The following is a 24,427-nucleotide window of genomic DNA, read 5'->3' as shown; positions in this document are numbered from 1 at the left end:
CCGGCAACCACCGGCTTCCGGAAACTGTTAATTGTAGTGGGCGAACTCCGTGTAGTCGTTCCAGATCCAGCCCTGGACCCCGGTGCAGCAGTCGGAGTGCCACCACAGGTTTCCGGCATCGTTGACACAACGCTTGTCGACACGGAAGAGCGTCTTGTACTTCCAGGTGGCGATCACCGATGACGACCCCGAATAGCTGGTGTGCACCTTGGCACTGGCGACAATGACTCGCCTCATGTGCGGCGTCCAGTTCGAGCACGAGGCCATGGTGCCGACGTCCACCGGTGCGGCGTCCACCCCGTTCGCCGCGGCGCTCGGGACGTTTTCCTCCGCCGCAGCCGCGGGTGCCGCGACAGAGAGGATGCCGGTAAAGGTGAGCATGAGTGCTCCACCTGCCGCCGCGAGTCGCCTCGCCGTTGCTTTCCTCATGAATTCCTCCAAGCCTGTTGATGTGCCAGAAACGTATAGGCGGCGCCGAGCCTGAGAAGTCCGCCCTTGGTAACAGCTCGGTAAACGTGGTCCTCATCAGGGATTTCTTCGGTAGAACCAGGTGAATGGATCGGCTCGAAGAGAGAACGCGGAGGTTCCGTGCCGATCGCCGTCGGTCCGGCGGGTTCGGAAAGCCCTATCGGTCCGGGCGCGCCGTCAACTTCTGCCGTACCGCCTCGGAGTCGGCGTGGCCGAGCTCCTCGAACCGCGCGAGTGAACGTCGCCAGGCGTCCCGGGCCGCGGCCGGCCGGCCCGCGGCCGCCCACGTGTCGCCCAGATGATCCAGCACGATGCCTTCGGCGTGCCGGTCACCCATCTCGGCGAAGAGGGCGAGCGCCTGCTGGAAGCAGTCGACGGCCTGCCCGTGCTCGCCCAGGTGGTGGTGGGCGAAGCCGATGCTGTCCCACGTGTTCGCCTGCCCGTACGCGCTGCCGACCTGCTCGGACAGGGCGAGCGCCCGGCGGCAGAAGGTGATCGCGTCGCGGTGCTCGCCGAGCTGCGAGTGGTACCAGCCGATCGCGTTGAGCGCGACCGCCTGCTTGAGCGGGCTCCCGACCCGCTCGTACAGGGCGAGGCTCTGCCGCGCGTGCGGCAGGGCCTCCCGGGGCCGCCGCTGCCGGTCGTGGAGCATGCCGAGGTCGAAGTGGGTGTGCGCCCGCCCCTCGTCGTCGGCCAGCGCGGCGAACAGGTCCAGCGCCGCGAGCAGGTTGCGCTGCGCCTCCTCGTACCGGCCGAGATTGGAGCAGGCTCCGGCCAGGAGGCGGTGCGCCTGGGCCTGTGCCGGGCGGTCACCCAGCCGGCGGGTCGACTCGACCGCCCTGCCGGCCACCGTGGCCCAGTCGTGCCAGTGGCCCTGCCGGTCGAAGTAGGTGGCCAGGGTCCACGACAGCTGCCCGGTCGCGGCGTCCAGACCGTTGCCGCCGGCGTATTCGATGATCGCGAGGAGCACCTGGTGTTCGCGGGTGAACCAGGCGAGCGCCGCCGCGAGGTCCCCGAGCCGCTCGGCGGTCACCCCGGGCGCGGTGGGGGTCAGGGTCAGCGGATCGCGCTGCGGGGACAGCAGCAGCGCGGCCGCGTGCGCGGTGTGCAGGTGGTGGTCGACCAGCCGGCACAGCGCGGACCGGGAACCGGTCGGATCCCCGGCCGCCCGCTCGACCGCGAACGCCCGGACCAGGTCGTGCATGCGGTACCGGCCCGCGACGTGCTCCCGGAGGAGATGCGCGTCGGTGAGCTCGCGCAGCAGCGGGCGCAGCTCGTCCGGCGTACGGGCGGTCAGGCTGGCCGCGGCGGCCCGGCCGATGTCCGCGCCCGGGGCCAGACCGAGCAGCGTGAAGACCTCCGCCGCGGGCGGCGTCAGCGCCCGCACGGAGCTGGACAGCACCACTCGCAGGTTCGTCGTCACCTCGTCGCCGTCGAGCACGTCCAGCGGGCTGGCCGCGGTGACCAGTTCCGCCGCGATCGACGACAGGGCGAGGTCGGGGCGGAGCGCGGCGCGGGCCGCCACGATCCCGAGGGCCAGCGGCAGGCCACCGCAGAACCGCAGGATGTCGGCGACGGCGTCGGGCTGTGCCGCGACCCGCGCGGCGCCCACCTGCCGGACCAGCAGCTCGTGTGCCTCGCCGTCGGGCAGCACGTCCAGCGGCAGCGGTCGTGCACCGTGGGTGGTGACGAGGCTGGCCAGCTGCCGACGGCTGGTCACCAGGACCGCACTCGTGGGCGTCCCGGGCAGCAGCGGGATCACCGTGGCGGCGTCAGGGGCGTCGTCGAGGACGACGAGCATCCGGCGGCCGGCGACCAGCGTGCGGTACAGCGACGCCTGCGCGTCCGGCTCGGCCGGGACGCGTGCCGGCTCGACACCGAGCGCTTCGAGGAAGCCGCGCACGGCTGCCGGCCAGCCCACCGGGAGGGCGGTCGGGTCGAAGCCGCGCAGGTTGACGTAGAGCTGCCCGTCGGGAAAGCGACAGGCGTTGGCGTGCGCCCAGCGCAGGGCCAGCCAGGTCTTGCCCACCCCGCCGCCGCCACCGATGGACGAGATCACCACCGGTGATCCGCCGTCCGGGTGCGCCGCGTCGCCGAGTTGGTCGTCGAGGCGTGCGAGCTGGGCTGCCCGGCCGGCGAAGACCCCGGGGGACGCCGGCAACTGCCGGGGCACCGTGGCCGTGTCCGGTGCCGCGCCGGGCCGTCCGGGCGGCGGGCCCGTGGCCGCCCCCGGTTCGGCGCCGCCCGCCGGCGGGATGTCCGGCGCCGCGAGCACCGGGTCGGCCGTGAGGATCCGCTGGTAGAGCAGTGCCAGGGGCGGGCTGGGATCGGTGCCGACCTCGGCGGCCAGCCGGCGGCGCATCTGATGGAACTGCTCGAGTGCGTCGGCCTGCCGCCCGCACCGGTACAACGCGAGCATCGCCTGCGCCGCGAGGCGCTCGTCCCACGGGTACCGGCTGCTCAGCGCCAGGACGTCGGGGAGCAGGCGCGCGTGCTGGCCGTGGCGCAGGGCCAGGTCGTTGCGGTCCAGCGCGGCCGCGACCCGCTGTCGGTCGAGGGTCTGCCGAAAGGCCACCAACCACGGTGTGGCCAGCCCGTCGAACGCCTCGCCTCGCCAGAGCCCCAGCGCCCGCTCCAGGCAGCGGATCGCGGTCGCGTCGTCGTCGGTGCGCCGGGCCTGCTCGGTCAGCTCGTGGAAGCGGTGCAGGTCGACGCAGTCGGGGTCGACGGCGAGCAGGTAGCCGGGATGGCGCCGGACGATGCGGACCTCGTCCGTACCGGCCAGCGCCCGGCGGAGCCGGGACAGATAGCCGCGCAGGGTGACGGCGGCCGCGTCCGGGATGTCGCCGCCCCAGACCCGGTTGACGAGCTGTTCGGTCGCGACCACCCGGTTGGGCTCGACCAGCAGGGCGGCGAGGACGCACTGCTGACGGGCGTGACCGATCCCGACCGTCCGGCCGTCGATCCGGACGTCCAGGTCGCCGAGTACCCGGAACTCCACCGCCACGGCCTACGACGCTAGCCGCCGTCGACAGTGGTCGGCGCGGGCCTGACTCGGATCCGACAGCCGGGGGCGCGGCGGTCCGCGGGCCGGTTTCCCGACCCGCGCACCGCCGTGGCGATCGCATCAGGGGCAGTTGGTGGGGATGTCCACGGTGGGCCGGCAGTCGTCGAACACGGCGTCCGGGCCCCCGTCACCGTCGTCGAAGAGACCGGGACCGCCGACCAGGGTGTCCCCGCCCTGGTCGCCGAAGAGGTGGTCGTCGTTGCTCCCGCCGTCCACGCGGTCGTTGCCGTCCAGGGCGCTCGGCCCGATGAAACGGTCCCCGTGGATGGTGTCGGCGCCGCCGTCGCCGTGGAGGTTGTCGTTGCCCAGGTCGCCCCAGATGCTGTCGCCGACCGCCCCGCCGTAGACGATGTCGTTGCCGCCGTTGGCCTGGATGTCGTCGTTCCCGTCGAGTCCGCAGATGATGTCGCCGGCGACGCTTCCGACGATGACGTCGCGAGCGGTCGTGCCGATGATGAACTCCGGGCCGTTGTTGTTGGTGCTGGTGTAGAGCCCGCCGGCGGGAACGAACTGTGTGGCGTAGCCGGCCGGCACCGGCGCCCCGGAGTAGGGGCCGCAGTCGGCGGGGACCACCACGACGGCCGCGGACGCCGGCGCGGCGGCGCCGCCGGCCAGCCCCGCGGTGGCCAGGACGAGTGCCCCGACCACCGAGATGGCCCGGCGACCGGTCCGCGGTGTGGAGAGGAAACGGTGTGTCATGACGCTTCTCCTTGCTGCTGGGTCTGTGCGAGAAGCGTCGCCACCGGGCGTGGAACGGACGTGCAGCAAACGTGGGGCCTCGACGGGTCCGGTCGGCGTGCGCCCACGGGGCAGCGACGCGGGACGCCGGCCGCTAGCGTTCCGGGCATGGACGAGGCCGGACCGGGACTCGCCGGTGTCGCGCACGAGGCGGGCGGCGGCACGATCCGGCTGCGCCCGGTCACCGAACCGGACCTGGCGATGTTCCGCCGGTTCCTCACCGAGCCGGGCCTGATCGGGCTGGACTGGGCCGGCTTCCGGGACGCGGGCGCGCCCGCCCGCCGGTACGCCGAGGACGGCTACCTGGGCGAGCGGGACGGCCGGCTCATCGTCCAGGTCGAGCCCGAGGAGGCCGCCGCCGGCCTGGTGAGCTACCAGTCGGGTAGCTACGGCGGGCGCGCGCCGTACTGGGAGATCGGTATCGCGCTCCTGCCCGAGTGGCGCGGGCGGGGGATCGGGTGGCGGGCGCAGGCACTGCTCTGCGACTACCTGTTCGCGCACACGCCGGCGCAGCGGATCCAGGCCGGCACCCACCCCGAGAACGTCGCCGAGCAGCGGTCGCTGGCGAAGGCCGGCTTCCAGCTCGAAGGGGTCGTCCGGGCCTGCGAGTTCCGGGCCGGTGCCTGGCGCGACGGCTGGCTGTACAGCCGGCTGCGCGACGACCCGTCCCCGCTCTGATCCGGGACGGTCAGGGGATCGGCCACTCGTGGACCGGGCGGTTGCTGTGCATGAGGTCGACGTAGTGGCGGACCACCTCGCGCAGCGCCTCCGGCCGGTCCAGGTGGTCGGCCGACTCCAGCCGGTGCAGCGTCTCCACCTGCCAGGTGGCGCCGTTGCGGCCGGTCAGGCAGCGCTGCTCGACGATGCCGAGCAGCCGGTCCCGCTCACCGGGGTCGAGGCCCCACCGGTCCAGCCCGTGGTGGGCCAGCGGCAGCAGCCGGCGCAGCACCAGCTCGGTCACCGGCAGGTAGCCCAGCCCCGGCCAGAACACCTGGGCGTCGATGCCGTGCCGGGCGCAGTTGGTGAAGTTCTCCTCGGCCGCGCTGAACGACATCTGCGACCAGAGCGGCCGGTCGGACTCGGCGAGGGCGCGGACCAGACCGAAGTAGAAGGCGCCGTTGGCGACCGTGTCCAGCACGGTCGGCCCGGCGGGCAGCACCCGGTTCTCGACCCGCAGGTGCGGGCGGCCCTTCAGCACGTCGTAGACCGGCCGGTTCCACCGGTAGATCGTGCCGTTGTGCAGCCGAAGCTCGGCGAGCTTCGGCACGCCGCCGGCGGCCAGCGTCTCCGCCGGGTCCTCCGGGTCGCAGACCGGCAGCAGCGCCGGGAAGTAGCGCACGTTCTCCTCGAAGAGGTCGAAGACGCTGGTGATCCAGCGTTCCCCGAACCACACCCTGGGGCGTACCCCCTGGGCCTTGATCTCCTCGGCGCGCGTGTCGGTGGCCTGCTGGAACAGCGGCACCCGGGTCTCCCGCCACAGTTCCCGGCCGAACAGCAGCGGCGAGTTCGCACCGAGCGCGACCTGGACGCCGGCGATCGCCTGGGCGGCGTTCCAGTAGTCGGCGAACTGGGCCGGGCTGACCTGGAGGTGGAACTGGGTGCTGGTGCAGGCGGCCTCGGGGGTGATGGTGTCCGCGGTGGTGGCCAGCCGCTCCACCCCGCTGATCGAGATCCGCAGGTCCTCACCCCGGGCGGCGAAGATCTGCTCGTTGAGCAGCGCGTACCGCGGGTTGGCCGAGAGGGTCTCGGCGGTCAGGTGCTCCGGCCGCAGGGTCGGCAGGATGCCGATCATCACCATGTGCGCGCCGACCGCGCGGGCCTTCTCCTCGGCGGCGTTGAGGCTGGCCCGGACATGCTCCTCGAACTGTGCCGTGCCGGTGCCGGTCAACCGGCGCGGCGCGACGTTGATCTCCACGTTGAACTGGCCCAGCTCGGTCTGGAAGCTGGGATCGGCGATCGCCTCCAGCACGTCGGCGTTGCGCATGGCCGGCTGGGACTCCCCGTCGACCAGGTTGAGCTCGATCTCCAGCCCGGTCATCGGCCGCTCCACGTCGAAGCGGGACTCGCGCAGCATCTCGGCGAACACGTCCAGGCAACGCCGCACCTTGTCGCGGTAGCGGGCCCGGTCCTCCCGGCTGAAGGTGCGCACGCCGACGTCCTCGCCCATGGTCACCACCCTGTCACCGTTGGTCCCCCTAACCTCGCACGCCACCGCGGCGCGCGGAAAGGCCCGGGGGATCCCTTACTACCCAGCTGTCCGGCCGGTGATCCCTGTCGCGTCGCACAGTGTCGGGGCCGGTCCGACCGGCCCGGGTGGCTAGCATGGCCGGATGCGCGAGATCACCACCCGGCTGTTCGTGGCGGCGGCCATCGCCGAGGCCTGCTCGTGGGCCGCCCTGCTGGCCGGGATGGCCGTCAAGTACGGGCCGCCGCGCGACGAGACCGGCGTGCACGTGTTCGGCCCGATCCACGGGGCGCTCTTCGTGGCGTACGGGCTGCTCGTGCTGGTCGTGGCCCGGCAGCGGCGCTGGTCGCTGTGGCACACCGCCGTCGCGCTGGCCTGCGCGGTGCCGCCGTTCGCCACCGTGCTCTTCGAGCGCTGGGCCCGCCGCCGCGGCCTCCTCGGCACCCCGGCCGCCGCCGAGCGCCCGCTCACCCCGGTCGGCTGACCGCCCGCGGGTCATCCCGCCAGGAAGTCGCCGAGCAGGGCGGCCAGTTCCGCCGGGGCCTCCTCGGCCATGTGGTGGCCGGACGGGATCGACGCCGCGCGCACGTCGTCGGCCCAGTTCCGCCAGATCGCCGCCGGGTCGCCGTACAGGTCGACCATGTCGTCCCGCTCGGACCAGGCGAAGAGGACCGGGCAGCCGATCCGCCGGCCGGCGGCCCGGTCGGCGTCGTCCGCCGCCCGGTCCGGGCCGAGTCCCGCCCGGTAGTCCTCGCACATCGCGTGCACGGTGGCCGGGTCGTGGATGGCGCGGCGGTAGTCGGCGTACGCCTCCGCGCCCATCACCTCCGGTGAGCCGCCGTACCAGGCGTCGGGGTCGGCGTTGATCACACGCTCGGCCGGCTTCGTGAGCTGGCCCAGGAAGAACCAGTGCCACCAGCGGGCCGCGAACCGGGCGTCGCAGCGGGCGAGGGCCTCGCCGATCGGCACGCCGTCCAGCACGCCGAGCCGGGTCACCCGGTCCGGGTGGTCCAGGGCGGTCCGCATGGCCACGTAGCAGCCGCGGTCGTGGCCGACGACCGCCGCCCGGGGGTGGCCCAGCGCGTCGAGCAGCGCCACCACGTCGCCGGCCATCGCCCGCTTCGAGTAGGCCGTGTGCGCCGGATCGCTCGGCGGTTTCGACGAGCCGCCGTACCCGCGCAGGTCCGGGCAGATCACGGTGTGCCGGGCGGCGAGCAGCGGCGCGACCCGGTGCCAGGTGGCGTGGGTACGCGGATGCCCGTGCAGCAGCACCACGGGCGGCCCGGAGCCGCCGTGCCGGACCCGCAGGCGCACCGGGCCGACGTCGATCTGCTCCAGCGTGAATCCGGGGAACATGGCCGAGCCGGTGCCCCGGCGGGCGGCGGCGGAAACCTCAGCCGAGCGCCGAGCACGCGGCGACGCCCGCCAGCAGCAGCACGCCGAGCGCCGCCTGGAGCAGCAGCGCCGGACCCAGGTGCGACCAGACCGTCGCGGTGCGCGGGGTCAGCAGCTGGCCGGTGGTCAGGTTGACGATCCGCTCGATCCGCGGCGGGAGGTCGGCGTCGTGCTGCGGGCGCAGGGTCAACTGCACGAGGTCGCCGGAGTGCAGGGCGCTCTGCGGCAGGTGGCCGTGCAGCTCGACCTCGACCAGCCGGCCGGCGGCGTCGCGCACCCGGACCGGGGTGACCAGGAACTCCGGCCCCTTCTTGAGCTCCTTGAAGCTGCGCCGCGCGCCTCCGCCGCCGCTGCTGAGCAGCGCCCGCACCAGGCGGAGCAGGAGCCCCACCACCCCCGCCGCGGTCAGCACCCCGAGCAGCACCGGCTGCCCCACCCGCACCTCGCGGGCGTAGCCCTCCAGGAGACGGACCAACCGGCCGGTGACGATCCGTTCCGTCGGGTGGACGGGGCGGCGGATGTGCAGCTCCGTGTTCATGTTCACCACCGAGAGTCCTGTCGTGTTCACTCATGGTATCGACTCCCCGAGTTGAACGACGTGAATGAACGGCGGTCACGGGCCCGGCCCGGAAGGTGACATCCCGGGTCGCGCGGGTATGCGTGCGGCCGAGCTGGAAAGGGGTCGAGCATGCAGCTGTCCTTCCTGCGCCCGCTCTACGACCGTCCCGGGCCCTGGTGCTCGGTGTACCTGGACGCCTCGCGGGACACCCACGACGCACGCCCGCAGGTCGACCTGCGCTGGCGCGCGCTCAAGGGGGACCTGATCGGGCAGGGCGCCGACCCGGTGACGATCGAGGCCGTCGAGGAGGTGGTCCGCCGGCACCAACCGATGCCCGGCGACTACGGCATCGCGGTCTTCGCCGCCCACGGGCGGGTGGTGCTCACCGAATACCTCTCCGCGCCGCCACTGCGCGACCTGGCCACCTGGTCCGCGCTGCCGCACACCATGCCATTGGTCGCCCAGCGCGGCGAGCAGATCGCGTGGGTGCGGGTGCTGGCGGACCGTACCGGCGCCGACGCGGTCGCGGTCAGCGCCGGCGGGGTGCCGCGCCGGGCCACGGTGAAGGGGCGGGAGAGCAGGCAGCTGCGCCGGGTGCAGCCGGGCGGCTGGTCGCAGTCCCGCTACCAGCGGGCCGCCATGGAGGCGTGGCACCACAACGCCGGTGACGTCGCCGCGGCCACCGCCGAGCTGGCCGACCGGGTCGGTGCGGACGTCGTGGTGGTGGCCGGGGACATCCGGGCCACCGGGATGATCGCGGCCCAGCTGCCGGAGCGCTGGCAGGACGTTCTCGTGCGCACGGACGCCGGCGCCCGCGACCCCATCGGCGCCGACGACACCCTCATGGACGACATCACCGTGCAGACCGTCGCCGAGGTCGCCGACCAGCGGATCGCCACCGCGCTCGACCGCTTCGGCGTGCAGGAGGACGTCGGCGGCGGCCTCGACGCGGTGGTCTCCGCCCTGCAACGCGACCAGGTCGACACCATGCTGATCGTCGACGACGCGTCCGCCGACGGCGAGCTGTGGATCGGTCCGGAACCCACCGAGATCGCCACCGACCCGGCACAGCTGCGGGACATGTCGGTGGCCGACCCGCAGAAGGTACGCGCCGACGCGGCGCTGCTGCGCGCCCTCATCGGCACCGACGCCGAACTCACCGTGCTCGCACCCGAGGAGGCGCCGGAACTCACCGACGGGGTCGGCGCGGTGCTGCGCTACGTCGACGCCAGCACGCCCGGGCGGGGCAATGGCTGACCGCACGGTGGCGGACCTCGTCGTCGAACGGCTGCGCGCCTGGCGGGTGCCCCGGGCGTTCGGCTACCCGGGGGCGGCCATCGCCCCCCTGGTCGCCGCGCTCGACGCCGCGGGCGGGGATCCGGAGTTCATCCCCGCCCGGCACGAGGAGACCGCCGCGTTCATGGCCACCGGCCACGCCAAGTTCACCGGCGAGATCGGGGTGTGCCTGGCCACCCAGGGCCCGGCCGCGGTGCACCTGCTCAACGGCCTGTACGACGCCAAGCTGGACAGCAAGCCGGTGGTGGCGATCGTCGGCGAGGACGTGACCGGGCCGCTGGGCGGGGCGCACGAGGAGATCGGGCTGAGCCGGCTCTTCGGCGACGTCTGCAACCAGTTCGTCCGCTACGGCCGCAGCCCCGACCAGGTGCCGGTGCTGCTGGACCAGGCGTTCCGCACGGCGGCGGCGACCCGCAGCCCGACCTGCGTGGTGCTGCCGCACGCGTTGCAGCTCGCCGCGGTTCCCGACCTGCTGCCGCAGACCGCCGGCGTGATGTCGGCGACCCCGGGGGAGCCGCTGGCCCGCGTGCTGCCGCACGACGCCGATCTGGACGCCGCCGCCGCGCTGCTCGGCACCGGCCAGCGGCTGGCGATCCTGGTCGGCCAGGGGGCGCACGGCGCGGCCGACGAGGTGGTCGCCCTGGCCGACCGGCTCGGTGCGGGCGTGGCCACCTCGCTGCTGGGCAAGCCGGTGCTGGACGAGCGGCTGCCCTTCCACACCGGGGTGCTCGGCGAGGTGGGCACCACCGCCGCCGCGCAGCTCATGGGCGGTTGCGACACACTGCTCATGGTCGGCACCAACGACCCGTGGACCGACTGGTTCCCGATGCCGGGCCAGGTCCGCACCGTCCAGATCGACATCGACGGCCGGCGCATCGGCACCCGCTACCCGGTGGACGTGCCGCTGGTCGGCGACGCCGCCGAGACCCTGCGCGCGCTGCTGGCCCGCGTGCCGGACCGGCCCAACCCACAGTGGCGGGGCGTGGTGGAGAGCTCGGTCGACAGGTGGCGTGACGCCGCGGCCGAGCGGGCCGCCGCCCCGGCCGAGCCGGTGAACCCGCAGCTCGTGCTGCACGAGCTCTCCGCCCGGCTACCGCGCGACGGCTCCGTCGCGGTGGACGTCGGTTCGGTCATCTACTGGTACGCCCGGCACCTGCAACTGCCACCGGGCGTGCGGGCGCAGCTCTGCGGCACGCTCGGCTCGATGGGCTGCGCGCTGCCGTACGCCGTCGCCGCCAAGCTGGCCCGGCCCGACGAGCCGGTGATCGCGCTGCTCGGGGACGGCGCCATGCAGCTCAACGGGCTCGCCGAGCTGATCACCGTGGCGCACCACTGGCGGGAGTGGCGGGATCCCCGGCTCGTGGTGCTGGTGTTGAACAACCGCGACCAGTCCGGAATGGGCGGCGGGCGCCCGCCCGGCGCGTTCGCCGACCGCCGCCCCGACGTGCCGTACGCCGGCTGGGCCCGGCTGCTCGGCCTGCACGGGGTGCGGGTGGACCGCCCCGACCTGGTCGGGCCCGCCTGGGACGAGGTGCTCGCCGCGGACCGGCCCAGCGTGCTGGAGGCCGTGGTCGACCCGGCGGTGGCGCTGGACCCGCCCGAGCCGGCCCTGGCCGACCTGCGCGGCCTGTTCGCCGACGGGGACGCCGCCCGGCGGGTGCGGGAGCGGGTGCTGGAGACCGGGACGGCCGTGGAGGCGGAGGACCTGGTCTAGCGGGAACCGGGTCACCTTCCGGCCGGCGCCGCCCCACCGGGGCGGCGCCGGCCGCTGCCGTGCCGCCGCCCGGCCCCGCTGCTTTCGCCCCCGTTCCGCCCCGGACGGCGGGGCACGGCGGAAGGGCTCCGGTGCGTGCCGCGCGCGGTGCCGCCGCCCGCCCGCTGATTGGTCCGACCCGTGGGGGGATGCCCCGTTTAGACCCCAGAGGGACGGGAAGCCGGGCCGCGTGGTGAGCGAACGAGGCAAGGTGGGGCCGGGTCGGAAGGTGCCGGTGGGGCCGGCGGCGTCCGGCGCCGGTCTGGCCGGCGAGCGGGTGGTGGCGGCGGGCAGCGCCGCCCGGCTCCTGGTCGCCGTGACGGCCCGGGCGCTGCGCGGCGACGACTGCGGGGACCTCGGCCACGTAGGGGCGCTGTCGCGCTTCAGCGGGGCCCCGGAGCCGGTGCGCCGGGCCGCCGCGGCGCGGGCCGCCGGCCGGACCGCGCTCACCCCCGCCCAGGTCGCCGACCTGGACGCCGAGCGGGTGGCCGCGTGGTTCGTCGGCCAGTACCCGACCCGCCGCTGGCCCGGCGCGGTGCTCGGATCGCCGCACGGCGCCGCCGCGCACCTCGCGGTGGCGCTCGGGGTGCCGTGGCTGCCGGCCGGGTTCGAGGTGGCCGCGCACTGGGCCCGGGGCGCGGTGGACCGCCCGGACGCCGCCCTCGACCACGGGGCCGCGCTGGCCGGCCGGCTGCTCGCCGGCAACGCCCTGGTGCACGTCCGGCAGGTGCACTGCCCCGCCAGCCGGGGCGCGTCGGCGGCCGCCACGGTGAGCCTCGCGGTGCGCTGGCGGGCGCTGCCCGCGGCGTACGCCCGGTTCCTGGCCGAGGGGCTGGAGCCCGGGGCGCCGGTGCTGCTGCTGCACGACGCGCGCACCTGGCCGGTGCGGGACGAGGGGAGCGGCCACAGCTTCCAGGTCGGCTGCCCGGCCAGCGGCCTCGACCCGGTCGACTTCCACCCGGACGCGCACGCGCTGCGCCAGGTGCTCCGCTCGGCGGGCGGCGACGGGGCGCGCTGGACCCCGCCGGACGTCACCTCCCCGGCCGCGTTCGCCGAGAACGGCGTGGAGTCCGGTTTCGAGCACGACGCCCGGGAGTGGGGCGGCCGGCGGGGGCACCCGCTGCACCGGGTCGTCGTCCCGCAGCCGGACGCGTTGAGCGCGGCCACCGCCGACCTGTACCGGCGCTGGCTGCGCCGGGCCGGCAAGACCGGCGACCGCCTCGTGGTCGAGTGCGGCCGGCTGCTCGACCCGTGGCAGGTGCTCCGGGCGGGCCTGGTGCCCTACTGGTGCGAGAACGCGACCCGCCGCCGGGTGCAGGGGGCCGAGTGGTGGCTCGCCGGCAGCGAGCCGTTCAGCTCGGTGGACGTGCTGCCGGAGCCGCCCGGGGTCCGGTCGCCCGCCCTCGCGGGCCTGCCCCAGTGGCTCGCGGTGGCCGGGTTCGGCCGCCGCCGGCGCGCCCTGGACCGGGGCTCCGCGCGGGGCTACCCGGTCGGCGCGGTGCCCACCCGCCGTGCCACGGAGGTGTTGCGCAACCAGCCGTACGACCTGCCCGTGCCGCCGCCGCTGCGGATGGCCGAGGCCCTCACCGCGCTGCGCGACGCGGGCGCCCACCAGGGGTTGCTGGTCTCCTGAGCGCGGCCGCCGGGGGGCCGCCGAGCAACCTGGCGAAACATCCTCGCGATCCTGCGGACCGTGATTGAGTACCTACGGAGCGGGAACACCGCTCGCCGCGGAACGGCCCACGACGCCGTGCGGCGGGCGGCCGCCGCTTCCGGCGTGCCGTCACGTAACCCAACTTCCGGCCCGGTGCGTGGCCCGACCACGCGCACGACCGGTTCCGATCCGGGCGGGGGACCTTCCTGAGGGAGGCGCGGATGTTCGGACAGACCACCACACCCACACCACCACCGACCGAGCGGGGCCTGGAGGACCTCGATGCCGCGGCGCTGGCGTACGCGGCACGGATCGCCGCCCTGCCACCGGAGCGGCGGCAGGAGGCACGCGACGACCTGGTGCGCTTCGCGCTGCCCTTCGCCGGGCGGCTGGCGCGCCGCTACCGGGGTCGTGGGGAACCGCTGGAGGACCTGGAGCAGGTGGCCCGCCTCGGCCTGGTGAACGCCGTCGACCGGTACGACCCGGAGCGCGGCTCGTTCACGGCGTACGCGGCGATCACCATCGTCGGTGAGATCAAACGGCACTTCCGGGACCGCACCTGGGGTGTGCACGTGCCGCGCCGGCTGCGCGACCTGATCCTCGAGGTCGGGCAGGCGACGGCGGCGCTGACCAGCGAGCTGTCCCGGGCGCCCACGGTCGCCGAGCTGGCCGAGCGGCTGGAGACGCCGGAGGAGGAGATCCTCGCCGCGCTGGAGTCGGCCGCCGGCTACAGCCCGGCCTCGCTCAACGCGCCGGTCGGCGGGGAGAGTTCCGCCGAGTTCGGCGACCTGGTCGGCGAGTCGGACAACGCGCTGGAGTCGGTCGACGACCGGGTCACGGTCAGCGGGCTGCTGCACCGGTTGCCGTGGCGCGAGCGGCGGATCCTCGCCATGCGGTTCTACGGCAACCAGACCCAGGCGGAGATCGCGGCCCGGTTCGGCATCTCGCAGATGCACGTGTCGCGGCTGCTCTCCCGGGCGCTGACCTGGCTGCGCCAGGCGATGCTCGCCGACGCCCCGCCACCGTGGCAGAACGGCGCGGCCGAGTCCGAGCCGACCCGCGCGAGGATCTCGGTGAAGCAGAACGGCGACCGGGTGGTCGTCGAGGTCGGGGGAGAGGTCGACCGGGACGGCGCGGACCGGCTCCGGAAGGCCATGCTGGAGGCGGTCACCGGGCAACCCCGCGAGGTGGTGGTCGACCTGGTGGGCGCGGGCGGCTTCGACGCGGGCGGGATCGCCGCGCTGATGGCCGGCCGGGACGCCGCCGCCCGCACCGGGGTGCCGCTACGGCTGACCCGGGTGCAGCCCGCGGTCCGCCGCTCGCTCGCCGCGGCCGGCCTGCCCGCCGCCGACTGACCGATCCGGACCGCGCCGGCTCCCGTCCCGGGGGCCGGCGCGGCGCCGTGTCCGAGGGACGTCGCCCGCCACGCGTACCCGCGGTCCGAGGGAGGTCGCCCACGCGTACCCGACCCGGAAGGGCCGGCGCCCGACGAGCGCCGGCCCCTTCCGGGTCCGGTCAGTTCTCCGTGGTGTCCCCGTTCCCCCGCGGGTGTTCCCAGCGGGGGTTCGACGGTGTGCTGCGCTGCGGACCCAACTGGGTCTCCTCCGGTTCGTCGGAACCGTCGAAGCTGGGCCGCCGCACGTTCTCCGGCTCCGGCACCTCCACCGGGCGGGCGCCGGACTGCGGCGCGGGCTGGTACTCGACGGCCTCGCGGGCGCCGTGCGCGCCCTCGGCGGCCGGCGACTCCGGAAGGTGGCGCACGTGGTGCAGCTCCTCGCCGAAGTGCTGCGGCGGCTTGGTGGTGCGCTGCGGCAGGTCGCGGCCGAGGTCGGCGACGAGCGGGCCGTACTTCAGGTCGAAGGCCGGCCGCTCGGAGCGGATCCGCGGCATCCGGTCGAAGTTGCGCAGCGGGGGCGGGCAGGTGGTGGCCCACTCGAGGGAGTTGCCGAAGCCCCAGGGGTCGTCCACGGTCACCATGGCGCCGTAGCGCCAGGACTTCCAGATGTTCCAGATCACGAAGAGGGTGGACGCGCCGAGCAGGAAGGAGCCGAGGGTGCTGATCACGTTGAGCGTGGTGAAGCCGTCGCTGGGCAGGTAGTCGGCGTACCGGCGGGGCATGCCCTCGGCGCCGAGCCAGTGCTGGACGAGGAAGGTGGCGTGGAAGCCGATGAACATGGTCCAGAAGTGGATCTTGCCCAGGCGCTCGTCGAGCAGCCGCCCGGTCATCTTCGGGAACCAGAAGTAGAGGCCGCCGAACGCGGCGAAGACGATGGTGCCGAAGAGCACGTAGTGGAAGTGGGCCACCACGAAGTAGGTGTCGGTGACCTGGAAGTCGGCCGGCGGGCTGGCCAGCAGCACCCCGGTGAGCCCGCCGAGCAGGAATGTGACCAGGAACCCGATGGCGAACAGCATCGGCGTCTCGAAGGTGATCTGGCCCTTCCACATGGTGCCGATCCAGTTGAAGAACTTCACGCCCGTCGGCACCGCGATGAGATAGCTGAGGATGCTGAAGAACGGCAGCAGCACCTGGCCGGTGGCGAACATGTGGTGCGCCCAGACGGTCATCGACAGCACGGTGATCGCGATGGTGGCGAGCACCAGACCGGTGTAGCCGAAGATCGGCTTCCGGGAGAAGACCGGGATGATCTCGGTGATGATGCCGAAGAACGGCAGCGCGACGATGTAGACCTCGGGATGGCCGAAGAACCAGAACAGGTGCTGCCAGAGCATCGGCCCGCCGGTGGTCGGGTCGAACACGTGCGCGTGCAGGATCCGGTCCGCGGCGAGCGCGAACAGCGCGGCGGCCAGCAGCGGGAAGACGAGGATCACCAGGACGCTGGTGAGCAGCAGGTTCCAGGTGAAGATCGGCATCCGGAACAGCGTCATGCCGGGCGCGCGCAGGGTGAGGATCGTGGTGATCAGGTTGACCGCGCCGAGGATGGTGCCCAGACCGGACAGCGCCAGGCCGACCACCCACATGTTCCCGCCGACGCCCGGGCTGTGCTGCGCGGTGCTCAGCGGGGTGTAGGCGGTCCAGCCGAAGTCCGCGGCGCCCTGCGGCGTGATGAACCCGCCCAGGACGATCAGGCCCCCGAAGAAGTAGAGCCAGTAGGCGAAGGCGTTGAGCCGGGGGAACGCCACGTCCGGCGCGCCGATCTGCAACGGCACGATGTAGTTGCCGAACCCGAACACCATGGGCGTCGCGAACAGCAGCAGCATGATCGTGCCGTGCATGGTGAACAGCTGGTTGTACTGCTCGGGGGAGAGGAACTGCATCCCGGGCTGGCCCAGCTCCGCCCGGATGAGCATCGCCATGATCCCGCCGATGATGAACCACGCGAAGGCCGTGATCAGGTAGAGCAGGCCGATGAGCTTCGCGTCGGTGGTCCGCGCCAGCCGCCACAGCGAGTTGCCCTTGATCGGCTCCCGTACCGGGCCGGGGTAGCCGCCGAACCGGGCCGGCGCGAGGATCGCAGGTCCCCGGTCTCGTGGCTCCCTGACTACCTGCTTCGGCATGGCTTCTCACCCCGTGTGACGACAGACAGGACGGGCACGCGTACCCGACCCCTCTGCCCATCAAAGCAGGCGAGAGCGGAGAATTCGGTCAGTTCGCCGGTAGCATGGCCCAGACCACCTTGCCCGCACCCGCCGGGGTGCTGCCCCAGCGCTGGGTCAGCTCGCGGACCAGCATGAGCCCCCGGCCACCCTCGGACCGCAGGTCCTGGACCGTCCCCGCCCGCGGGTCGGCCGGGCTGCCGTCCATGACCGCCACCCGCAGGTACGGCCGGCGCAGGGTCAGCGTCACCTGCATGGGGGTGCCGGCGTGCCGGACGACGTTGCCGACCAGCTCGCTGAGGACCAGCGAGGCCGGGCCGGCCAGTTCGGGGATGTTCCACCTGCCGCACGCGTCGGTGACCAGCTCGCGGGCCCGCCGGCAGGCGCCGGCCACCGGCTCCAGCCGGGCGCGCAGCCGCGGGGCCGCCACCGTCCCGGCCAGCGCCGCCGCCTCCGCGCAGTCGCGGCGGACCGGCACCACCCGGCAGGCGGTCGTCTCGGCGAGCCAGGCGGCCGTCTCCCGCGGCGGGGCGGACAGCACCATCGGCACGGCCGGCCAGTCCGCGGCCCGGCGGGCCGCGGCGGCGAAGACGGACAGCGCGAGCGGGTCCGTGACGTCGAGCTTCTCCAGGTCGACCACGAGAGCATCCGGCTGCGCGGCGAGGCACCGGTCCAGGACCGAGTGCACCGAGCGCATCGTGCCCAGGTCGAGCGCGCCCGCCAGCCGCACGACGGTGACCGGCGTCTCGTCACGGACCTCGCACCTGATCCGGGTCGACATCGAGGTCCTCGTTTCCATCTCGTCGGAGGACCTGGAAGGTACCCCCGCCCGGGCCGGGCGAAACCGGACAGCCGGCCCGGGCGGGCCTGGTCAGCGGCGGTTCGCGCCCCGGGTGGTGAGCAGCCCGAGGGCGATCATGCCGACCCCGAGCAGGAAGTGCAGCCAGTTGTCCGCGCCGTTGAGCGGGATGAAGTTCGCCCCGCTGTCGTGGTCGACCACCAGACCGTAGAGCCAGAGCACGAGGTAGATCGCGCCGCCGCCGATCAGGAACGCCCGCGCCCCGGAGACCGTCCGGGCCAGCAGCAGGCCGGCGACCCCGAACAGCAGGTGCACGATGTTGTGCAGCACCGAGATCTGGAACAGCCCGAGCAGCTTCGCGTCGGAGTCGTGCCCGGCGAACTTGAGGTCGCCGATGTGGGTCGTGATGCCGGGGATGAAACCCAGCACGCCGATCACCAGGAAGAGCACGCCGACGGTCGCCGCGGCCCGGCGTACCGGGGCCCGGCCGTCGGCCGGGTTCCGCCGCCCACGGGAGTGGGCCATCGAGTTCGTCATGCCGGCCTCCTCGCCAGACAAGGGACCGGGCGGCTTTCCCGGGCCCACGGGGGGCAAACGCCCCCGGGGGACCGGACCCGTCCGCTCAGGCGAGCTGCAACGACCGGGCGGCGAGCCGGCGCACCTCCTGGTACAGCTCCACGTACCGCTGGGCCATCAGCTCCGGGGTGAACCGGGTGGCCGCCTCGCGCCGGCACTCGTCCCCGTCGAGCAGGCCGGCGGCCAGCACCAGGTCGCCCAGCTCCTCCTCGTCGGCGGTGAGCAGGCCGGTGCGGCCGTGCTCGATCAGCTCCGGCAGGCAGCCGCGAGCGGTGGCCACCACCGGCGTGCCGAGCGCGAGCGACTCGACCACCGCGGTGCCGCCGGGCTCCTCCCAGCGCAGCGGGAACAGCGAGGCGCGCGCCCCCGCCACCAGGTCGTCGCGCTCCGGCCCGGCGACCGTGCCCACCCACCGCACCAGGTCGCCGTCGACGTGCGGGGCCACGTGGTCGTAGAAGAACCGGACGTCCGGGTTCTGCCGGGCCTCGTCGCCCGCCGCGGCCAGGTCCTCGGGCCGGTGGTACGGCCCCACGGGCCCCGCCAGCACCAGCGGGAAGCCGACCTTCCGGGCCAGCCGGGCGCCCAGGTCCTGCCCCTTGCCCGGGTTGATCCGGCCCAGGATGACCACGTGCTCACCCTTCGCCACCCGCGGCCGGCGGTCCGCGCCCACCGCCAGCGGCGTGGACAGGTGCACGTGGCCGACCGAGTGCTCCTGGAGGGCCCGCGGCGCGCGGGCGAGCTGGCTGGCCGAGACGCCGCTGACGCGCACCCGGCCGCCGCCGTCGAGGTTGCCGTACAGCTCCGGGTGCTTGGCCAGGTCCCAGTGCAGGGTGTGCAGCGCCGGCGGGGCGTCCGGGCCCATCGCCGCCATGGTGGCCAGCCCGACCGCCTCCACGTGGTCGTGCACCAGGTCGATGTCGTCGCGGGCGTGCAGCGCGCGGACCACCCCGTGCAGGTGCGCCTGGGCCACCCCGCAGACCTGGTTGTACGGACGTTGCAGGGCGTGGAACTGCCCGTCCGGGAAGACCGAGATCCGCTCGTCGACCGGCAGCGTGCTGCTCGCCACCGAGGCGAGCACCACCCGCACGCCGAGCCGGCGCAGCTCCGGCACCAGCGTGGCGACGACGTTCTCGATCCCGCCGTAGCCGGGTGGCGGCACGGACAGCCAGGGACCCGCGTTCATCAGGACAGTGAGAGTCATCGTGCGGCGTCCCTTCCTCGGGCGGCGCTCACGGGATCACGCCGCGACCCGCCGCCGCGGCACTCGGTGTCGCAGCTGCGCCAGCGGCGGCCGCTCCTCGATCGAGACGTCGCTGACCACGATCTCGCGGTCCAGGTGGGGCAGTGCCTCCGAGCCGCCCCGCCGGAACTGGGTCAGCAGGGCGGTCGGCTCCAGGCCGGGCACCGCCCAGCCGCGCCGCTGCAACCGGGACCAGGCGGTCAGCAGGATCTGCGCCGACATCCGGCCCAGCGCGGCGGTGTCCTGGTGGCGGTGCTTGCGCTCGCCCAGGTCCACCTGGGCCAGCGCGTCCAGCCCGACCAGCTCCAGCAGGTCGATGAGCATGGCCGTCTCGACGCCGTAGCCGGAGACGAACGGCACCTGCGCGAGCACCTCGCGGCGGCCCGCGTACTCGCCGGCGAGCGGCTGCACGAAACCGGCCAGCTCCGGCCAGAACAGGTTCAGCAGCGGCCGGGCCATCAGCTCGGTCACCCGGCCCCCGCCGTCGGCCTCCACCCCGGTGGTCCGGACCAGGGGCCGGTGGTAGAAGCCCTTGACGAAGTCGACCGACGGGTCGGTGAGCAGCGGCCCGACCAGCCCGGTGACGAAGTGCGGCCGGAACTCCCGCAGGTCGGCGTCGACGAACGCGACCACGTCGCCCTCCGCCGCCGCCAGCCCGGCCCAGAGCGCGTCCCCCTTGCCGGTGAGCCGGGGCAGCCCGCGGGTCATGGCGTCCTGGCTGACCACCTCGGCGCCGGCCGCCCGGGCCACCTGCGCGGTCCGGTCGGTGGACCGCGAGTCCACCACGATCAGCTCGTCCACCAGCGGCACCCGGTCCATCAGGTGCTGGCGGATCGTCGAGACGATCGCCCCGACGGTCGCCTCCTCGTTGCGCGCGGGCAGCACCACGCTGACCCGGCTCGCGCCCTTGGCGCGCAGCAGGCGCCGCGCCGGCCAGTCGTCGGCGGACGTGGTGCGGTATGTGGCCCAGGCCTCCACCACGGGTGAGACGGTCGACGCTGTATCCGGCACAGGCACGCTCCCAGGTCGTGGCGGATCCACGGGCTTCTGGTTTGCCCAATCCGCCGCCCGTGCTAACCGGATCATGCCGAACACCTGATCACCAGGGTGGTTCCGGGCGGTTCCCGGCCGGTGAACGTCTGATTGCGCCTCCGGTACACGTTTGGCCGAGCGGCCCCGCGGGGAGAGGTCTCGACGGTCCGTTTTCCGCGGTGGAAGGGTCGGGAGCATGCGGGTGTGCCGGGTGGGACTCGTCGGAGCCGGCGGGGTGGCGCAGCGCCACGCCCGGGTGCTGACCGGCTTCGAGGACGTGGAACTGCTCGGGGTGACCGATGTCGCCCCGGACGCGGCGGCGGCGCTCGCCGGCGCACACGGGGCGCGGACCTTCCGCGACGTGGACGAGCTGCTCGCCGCCGGCCCGGACGCGGTCTACGTCTGCGTGCCGCCGTTCGCGCACGGCCCGGTCGAGGAGGCGGTGATCGCGGCGGGCGTGCCGATGTTCGTGGAGAAGCCGGTGGCGGTGGACCTGGAGACCGCGGAGCGGGTCGCCGCGCTGGTCGAGCGGCGCGGCCTGCTCACCGCGGTCGGCCACCACTGGCGCTACCTGCACGTGGTGGAGGAGGCCCGGCAACTGCTCGCCGGCCGGCCGGTGCGGATGGTCAACGGGGCCTGGTTGGACAAGGTGCCGCCGGTGGCCTGGTGGGCCCGCCGGGACCGCTCCGGCGGCCCGGTCGTCGAACAGGCGGCGCACGTGCTGGACCTGGTCCGGCTGCTGGTCGGCGAGGCGACCGAGGTGACCGCGTACGGCGACGGCAGCCCACCGCCGGTCGAGGGCGCGGACATCGACTCCGTCACGGCGGCCACCCTGCGCTTCGCCTCCGGCGCGGTGGGCACCCTCGCGGCGGCCTGCGTGCTCGGCTGGAAGCACCGGGCCGGCCTGGAGGTCCTCGCCGACGGGCTGGCCCTGTCCCTGGCCGAGGACGGCCTGACCGTCTGCGACGCCGACGGCGAGCGGCGCCTTCCCGCCGACCCGGACGGCGCCCGGGTGGCCGTCGACCGGGCCTTCGTCGACGCGGTCCGGGGGATCGGCGACGACGTCCGGGTCCCGTACGCCGAGGCGCTGCGCACCCAGCGACTCGCCCTGGCGGTGGCCGAGTCGGCGCGTACCGGGCGGGCGGTGGCGCTGCCCACCGGGCCGGCCGCGCGGCTCACCGCCGCGGTCGCCGACGCGGCGCCGGCCGGGCCGACGGGGGTGACGGTCGATGCGTGACCGGGTGGTGGTGGTCAGCGGACCGGGCCGGGTCGAGCTGGTCGATCAGGAGGCGGCCGAGCTGCGCGAGGGCACCTTCCGGGTGGAGACCCTCTACAGCGGGGTCTCCGCCGGCACCGAGTTGAGCTATGTCAAGGGCACCAACCCCTACCTGCACGTCACCTGGAACGCCGGCCTCGGGCTGTTCCAGCCCGGCGCGGCCAGCACGCCGTACCCGGTCACCCGGCTCGGCTACATGCAGGTCGGGCGGGTGGTGGAGAGCCGCACCCCGGCCGTCGCCGTGGGCACGGTCGGCGCCATGACGTACGGCCACCGCAGCGGACATGTCGCCGACCCGGTCGCCGAACGGTTCGTGCCGCTGCCCGACGACCTCGACCCGCTGCTCGGCGTCTACGTCGCGCACATGGGCCCGATCTGCGCCAACGGCCTGCTGCACGCCGCCGCCGACCTGTGCGGCACCGACGTCCGCTCGCTCGGGGACGGGGTGCGCGGGCGGCGGGTGGCGGTGGTCGGCAGCGGGGTGGTCGGGCTGCTCACCGCGCTGTTCGCCCGGCGGCACGGTGCCGCCTCCGTGGTGGTTCTCGACCCCACCCCGGCCCGGCGGGAGGTGGCCGAGGCGCTGGGCCTGGAGACCCTCGACCCGGCGGCGGACGACCCGGCCGTGGTGCTCAAGACCCGCTGGAACCACGCCGCCGGCGACCGGGGCGCGGACCTGGTCTTCCAGTGCCGGGGCCAGGACTGGGCGCTCCAGCTCGCGCTGCGCCTGCTGCGCCCCCAGGGCACCGTGATCGACCTGGCGTTCTACCAGGCCGGCGCGGACGCGGTCCGGCTCGGCGAGGAGTTCCACCACAACGGGCTGGCGCTGCGCTGCGCCCAGATCGGCCGGGTGCCGCGCGGGCTGGCGCCGACCTGGGACCGGGAGCGGCTCTCCGCGGAGACCATCGAGCTGCTCCGCCAGTACGGCGACCTGGTCCGCAAGCACCTCGTCTCCGCGGTGGTGCCGCTGGAGGAGGCGCCGGCGCTGCTCACCGACCTGGCCGAGCGGCGCCGCTCCGAGCTGCAGGTGGTGCTCACCGGCTGAGCCTGGGCCGGCCCGGTTACCGTGCTGCCATGACCACCGACGCCGGCCGACCGCCGGGGCTCGCCGCCCTGCTGCCCTACCTGCGCGCCCACCGCGGCACCCTCGTGGCGGTCGGCGTGCTGTCGCTCACCGGCGCCGGGGCGGCGCTGGCCCAGCCCCTGCTCACCCGGGGCGTGCTCGACCGGATCACCGCCGGCCGCCCGGCCACCGGGCTGGTCGCCGTCCTGGTGGCCCTCGTGGTGGTCGGCGCGCTGCTCGGCGGGCTCCGCGACTTCCTGCTCCAGCGCACCGCCGAGGGGCTCGTGCTGGGCACCCGGCGGCGGCTCGCCGGGCACGTGCTGCGGCTGCCGATCGCCGAGTACGACCGGCGCCGCACGGGCGACCTGCTCTCCCGGGTCGGCGCGGACACCACGCTGCTGCGGGCCGTGGTCACCTCCGGCCTCTTCGAGACCGTCACCGGGGCCGTCATGGTGCTCGGCGCCGGCACCGCCATGCTGCTGCTCGACCCGCTGCTGTTCGGGGTGACCCTGGCCGCCGTCGCGGTCGGCGTCGGCTTCGCCCTCACGGTCGCCCGGCGGGTCCGCGGGCTGGCCCGTCAGGCCCAGGAGCGGGTCGGTGAGATGACCTCCGCCGTCGAGCGGGCCATCTCCGCGGCCCGGACCATCCGGGCCAGCCGCGCCGAGCGGCGGGAGACGGCGACCGTGGTGTCGAGCGCGACCGAGGCGTACGCGGCCGGGCTGCGGGTGGCCCGGGCGCAGGCGGTGGTGGGCCCGGCCAGCACGGTCACCGTCCAGGGCGCCTTCCTGCTGGTGCTGGCCGTGGGCGGGGCGCGGGTGGCGTCCGGCGCGATCGGCGTGGGCGACCTGGTGGCCTTCGTGATGTTCCTGTTCTTCCTGGTGCTGCCGTTGGGGCAGGCGGTGCACGCGTACACCCAGCTGCAGACCGGGCTCGGCGCGCTGGCCCGGATCGAGGAGATCCTCGCGGTGCCGGGGGAGGGGGCGGACGACCTGGCGGCTCCGGTCACCGCCCGGCCCGGCGCGACCGGCCCGGCGGCGCTGGAGTTCGACCGGGTCGACTTCGGCTACCCGGGTGGTCCGGCGGTGCTGCACGAGGTGAGCTTCACCGTGCCGGCCGGCACCCGCACCGCCCTGGTCGGCCCGTCGGGTGCCGGCAAGTCCACCCTGCTCGCCCTGGTCGAGCGCTTCTACGAGGTGACCGGGGGCACGCTGCGCCTGGACGGGGTCGACGTGCGCGACCTGCCCCGGGACGCGCTGCGGGCCCGGCTGGGCTACGTGGAGCAGGAGGCCCCGGTGCTCGCCGGCACGCTCCGGGACAACCTGCTGATCACCGCGCCGGACGCCACCGACGACCGGCTGCACGCCGTGCTCGACGAGGTCAACCTCGGGCACCTGGCCGAGCGGACCGCCGACGGGCTGGACGTGCAGGTCGGCGAGGGCGGCGTGCTGCTCTCCGGCGGCGAGCGGCAGCGGCTGGCGATCGCCCGGGCGCTGCTGGCCGGGCCGCCGGTGCTGCTGCTCGACGAGCCGACCAGCAACCTCGACGCCCGCAACGAGGCGGCGCTGCGCCGGGCCATCGACGCCGTCGCGGTGCGCCGTACCCTGCTGATCGTGGCGCACCGCCTCTCCACCGTGGTGGACGCCGACCAGATCGTGGTGCTGGACGCCGGCCGGGTGGTCGCCGTCGGCACCCACGACGAGCTGACCTCGACCAGCCCGCTCTACCGCGAGCTGGCCACCCACCAGCTCCTCGTCGGCTGACCGCACGAAGCGCC

General features: G+C 74.6%; 20 protein-coding genes. 9 read left to right on the top strand and 11 right to left on the bottom strand.

What is annotated here, in order from left to right:
* Positions 1-27: 27 nt before the first annotated feature.
* The 3 genes from ACZ6PY_RS21180 to ACZ6PY_RS21170 all read right to left on the bottom strand — a co-directional run bounded on the left by ACZ6PY_RS21180 (position 28) and on the right by ACZ6PY_RS21170 (position 4,234).
* On the bottom strand, positions 28-381 hold the full coding sequence (locus ACZ6PY_RS21180) for a hypothetical protein (protein WP_466074620.1): 354 nt from the start codon (positions 379-381) through the stop codon (positions 28-30).
* A 244-nt stretch (positions 382-625) separates the two neighbouring features.
* Positions 626-3,475 (bottom strand): AfsR/SARP family transcriptional regulator, encoded by a 2,850-nt coding sequence (locus ACZ6PY_RS21175; protein WP_466074619.1) that lies wholly within the window; start codon positions 3,473-3,475, stop codon positions 626-628.
* 120 nt (positions 3,476-3,595) lie between these two features.
* Positions 3,596-4,234, bottom strand: a complete 639-nt coding sequence (locus ACZ6PY_RS21170) for a calcium-binding protein (RefSeq protein ID WP_466074618.1) — start codon at positions 4,232-4,234, stop codon at positions 3,596-3,598.
* A 147-nt stretch (positions 4,235-4,381) separates the two neighbouring features.
* Here ACZ6PY_RS21170 and ACZ6PY_RS21165 point away from each other — a divergent pair, with 147 nt between their 5' ends.
* Entirely contained in the window at positions 4,382-4,951 is a 570-nt protein-coding gene (locus tag ACZ6PY_RS21165; protein ID WP_466074617.1) for a GNAT family N-acetyltransferase, read from the top strand.
* 10 nt (positions 4,952-4,961) lie between these two features.
* On the opposite strand, the gene ACZ6PY_RS21160 is transcribed toward ACZ6PY_RS21165, so the two are convergent.
* The gene (locus ACZ6PY_RS21160; protein ID WP_466074616.1) at positions 4,962-6,440 is read right to left on the bottom strand and encodes a glutamate-cysteine ligase family protein; all 1,479 of its coding nucleotides are present in this window, start codon (positions 6,438-6,440) and stop codon (positions 4,962-4,964) included.
* A 163-nt stretch (positions 6,441-6,603) separates the two neighbouring features.
* Between ACZ6PY_RS21160 and ACZ6PY_RS21155 the strand changes: the two genes are divergently transcribed.
* Positions 6,604-6,942 carry a DUF3817 domain-containing protein gene (locus tag ACZ6PY_RS21155; RefSeq protein ID WP_466074615.1) on the top strand — a complete coding sequence of 113 codons (339 nt, stop codon included), beginning with the start codon at positions 6,604-6,606 and terminating at the stop codon, positions 6,940-6,942.
* A gap of 11 nt (positions 6,943-6,953) precedes the next feature.
* Here ACZ6PY_RS21155 and ACZ6PY_RS21150 read toward each other — a convergent pair whose 3' ends face one another.
* Both ACZ6PY_RS21150 and ACZ6PY_RS21145 read right to left on the bottom strand, forming a co-directional pair.
* Positions 6,954-7,814, bottom strand: a complete 861-nt coding sequence (locus ACZ6PY_RS21150; protein WP_466074614.1) for an alpha/beta fold hydrolase — start codon at positions 7,812-7,814, stop codon at positions 6,954-6,956.
* A 37-nt stretch (positions 7,815-7,851) separates the two neighbouring features.
* Positions 7,852-8,400: a hypothetical protein gene (locus ACZ6PY_RS21145; RefSeq protein ID WP_466074695.1), complete on the bottom strand. Its 549-nt coding sequence runs from the start codon at positions 8,398-8,400 to the stop codon at positions 7,852-7,854.
* Between the two features lie 141 nt (positions 8,401-8,541).
* Here ACZ6PY_RS21145 and ACZ6PY_RS21140 point away from each other — a divergent pair, with 141 nt between their 5' ends.
* The 4 genes from ACZ6PY_RS21140 (at position 8,542) to ACZ6PY_RS21125 (ending at position 14,470) form a co-directional block, all read left to right on the top strand.
* Positions 8,542-9,669: a baeRF2 domain-containing protein gene (locus tag ACZ6PY_RS21140; protein ID WP_466074613.1), complete on the top strand. Its 1,128-nt coding sequence runs from the start codon at positions 8,542-8,544 to the stop codon at positions 9,667-9,669.
* Positions 9,662-11,422, top strand: coding sequence for a thiamine pyrophosphate-binding protein (locus ACZ6PY_RS21135; protein ID WP_466074612.1), 1,761 nt, complete (start codon positions 9,662-9,664; stop codon positions 11,420-11,422). The genes ACZ6PY_RS21140 and ACZ6PY_RS21135 overlap by 8 nt, the downstream gene beginning before the upstream one ends.
* Positions 11,423-11,696: 274 nt before the next feature.
* Positions 11,697-13,094, top strand: coding sequence for a hypothetical protein (locus tag ACZ6PY_RS21130; RefSeq protein ID WP_466074694.1), 1,398 nt, complete (start codon positions 11,697-11,699; stop codon positions 13,092-13,094).
* A gap of 242 nt (positions 13,095-13,336) precedes the next feature.
* Complete coding sequence (locus tag ACZ6PY_RS21125; protein ID WP_466074611.1) at positions 13,337-14,470, top strand: SigB/SigF/SigG family RNA polymerase sigma factor; 1,134 nt, start codon at positions 13,337-13,339, stop codon at positions 14,468-14,470.
* A 160-nt stretch (positions 14,471-14,630) separates the two neighbouring features.
* Here the strand turns inward: ACZ6PY_RS21125 and ctaD are convergent, their stop codons facing one another.
* The 5 genes from ctaD to ACZ6PY_RS21100 all read right to left on the bottom strand — a co-directional run bounded on the left by ctaD (position 14,631) and on the right by ACZ6PY_RS21100 (position 20,263).
* Positions 14,631-16,631, bottom strand: a complete 2,001-nt coding sequence (ctaD, locus tag ACZ6PY_RS21120; protein ID WP_466074610.1) for an aa3-type cytochrome oxidase subunit I — start codon at positions 16,629-16,631, stop codon at positions 14,631-14,633.
* Between the two features lie 88 nt (positions 16,632-16,719).
* Positions 16,720-17,451, bottom strand: coding sequence for an ATP-binding protein (locus tag ACZ6PY_RS21115; protein WP_466074608.1), 732 nt, complete (start codon positions 17,449-17,451; stop codon positions 16,720-16,722).
* A 90-nt stretch (positions 17,452-17,541) separates the two neighbouring features.
* Complete coding sequence (locus ACZ6PY_RS21110) at positions 17,542-18,006, bottom strand: DUF4383 domain-containing protein (RefSeq protein ID WP_466074606.1); 465 nt, start codon at positions 18,004-18,006, stop codon at positions 17,542-17,544.
* Between the two features lie 85 nt (positions 18,007-18,091).
* On the bottom strand, positions 18,092-19,246 hold the full coding sequence (locus ACZ6PY_RS21105; protein ID WP_466074603.1) for a glycosyltransferase: 1,155 nt from the start codon (positions 19,244-19,246) through the stop codon (positions 18,092-18,094).
* 36 nt (positions 19,247-19,282) lie between these two features.
* Complete coding sequence (locus ACZ6PY_RS21100) at positions 19,283-20,263, bottom strand: glucosyl-3-phosphoglycerate synthase (protein ID WP_466074693.1); 981 nt, start codon at positions 20,261-20,263, stop codon at positions 19,283-19,285.
* Positions 20,264-20,513: 250 nt separating this feature from the next.
* Between ACZ6PY_RS21100 and ACZ6PY_RS21095 the strand changes: the two genes are divergently transcribed.
* The 3 genes from ACZ6PY_RS21095 to ACZ6PY_RS21085 are packed head-to-tail and all read left to right on the top strand — an operon-like array spanning position 20,514 to position 24,413.
* Complete coding sequence (locus ACZ6PY_RS21095) at positions 20,514-21,554, top strand: Gfo/Idh/MocA family protein (protein WP_466074602.1); 1,041 nt, start codon at positions 20,514-20,516, stop codon at positions 21,552-21,554.
* Positions 21,547-22,635: a zinc-dependent alcohol dehydrogenase gene (locus tag ACZ6PY_RS21090; protein WP_466074600.1), complete on the top strand. Its 1,089-nt coding sequence runs from the start codon at positions 21,547-21,549 to the stop codon at positions 22,633-22,635. Before ACZ6PY_RS21095 ends, ACZ6PY_RS21090 begins: the two co-directional genes overlap by 8 nt.
* 29 nt (positions 22,636-22,664) lie before the next feature.
* Positions 22,665-24,413, top strand: coding sequence for an ABC transporter ATP-binding protein (locus ACZ6PY_RS21085; protein ID WP_466074599.1), 1,749 nt, complete (start codon positions 22,665-22,667; stop codon positions 24,411-24,413).
* Positions 24,414-24,427 lie beyond the last annotated feature (14 nt).

Source organism: Micromonospora sp. NPDC048907 (assembly GCF_055586885.1).
This window is presented reverse-complemented; position numbering and strand designations above follow the sequence as displayed.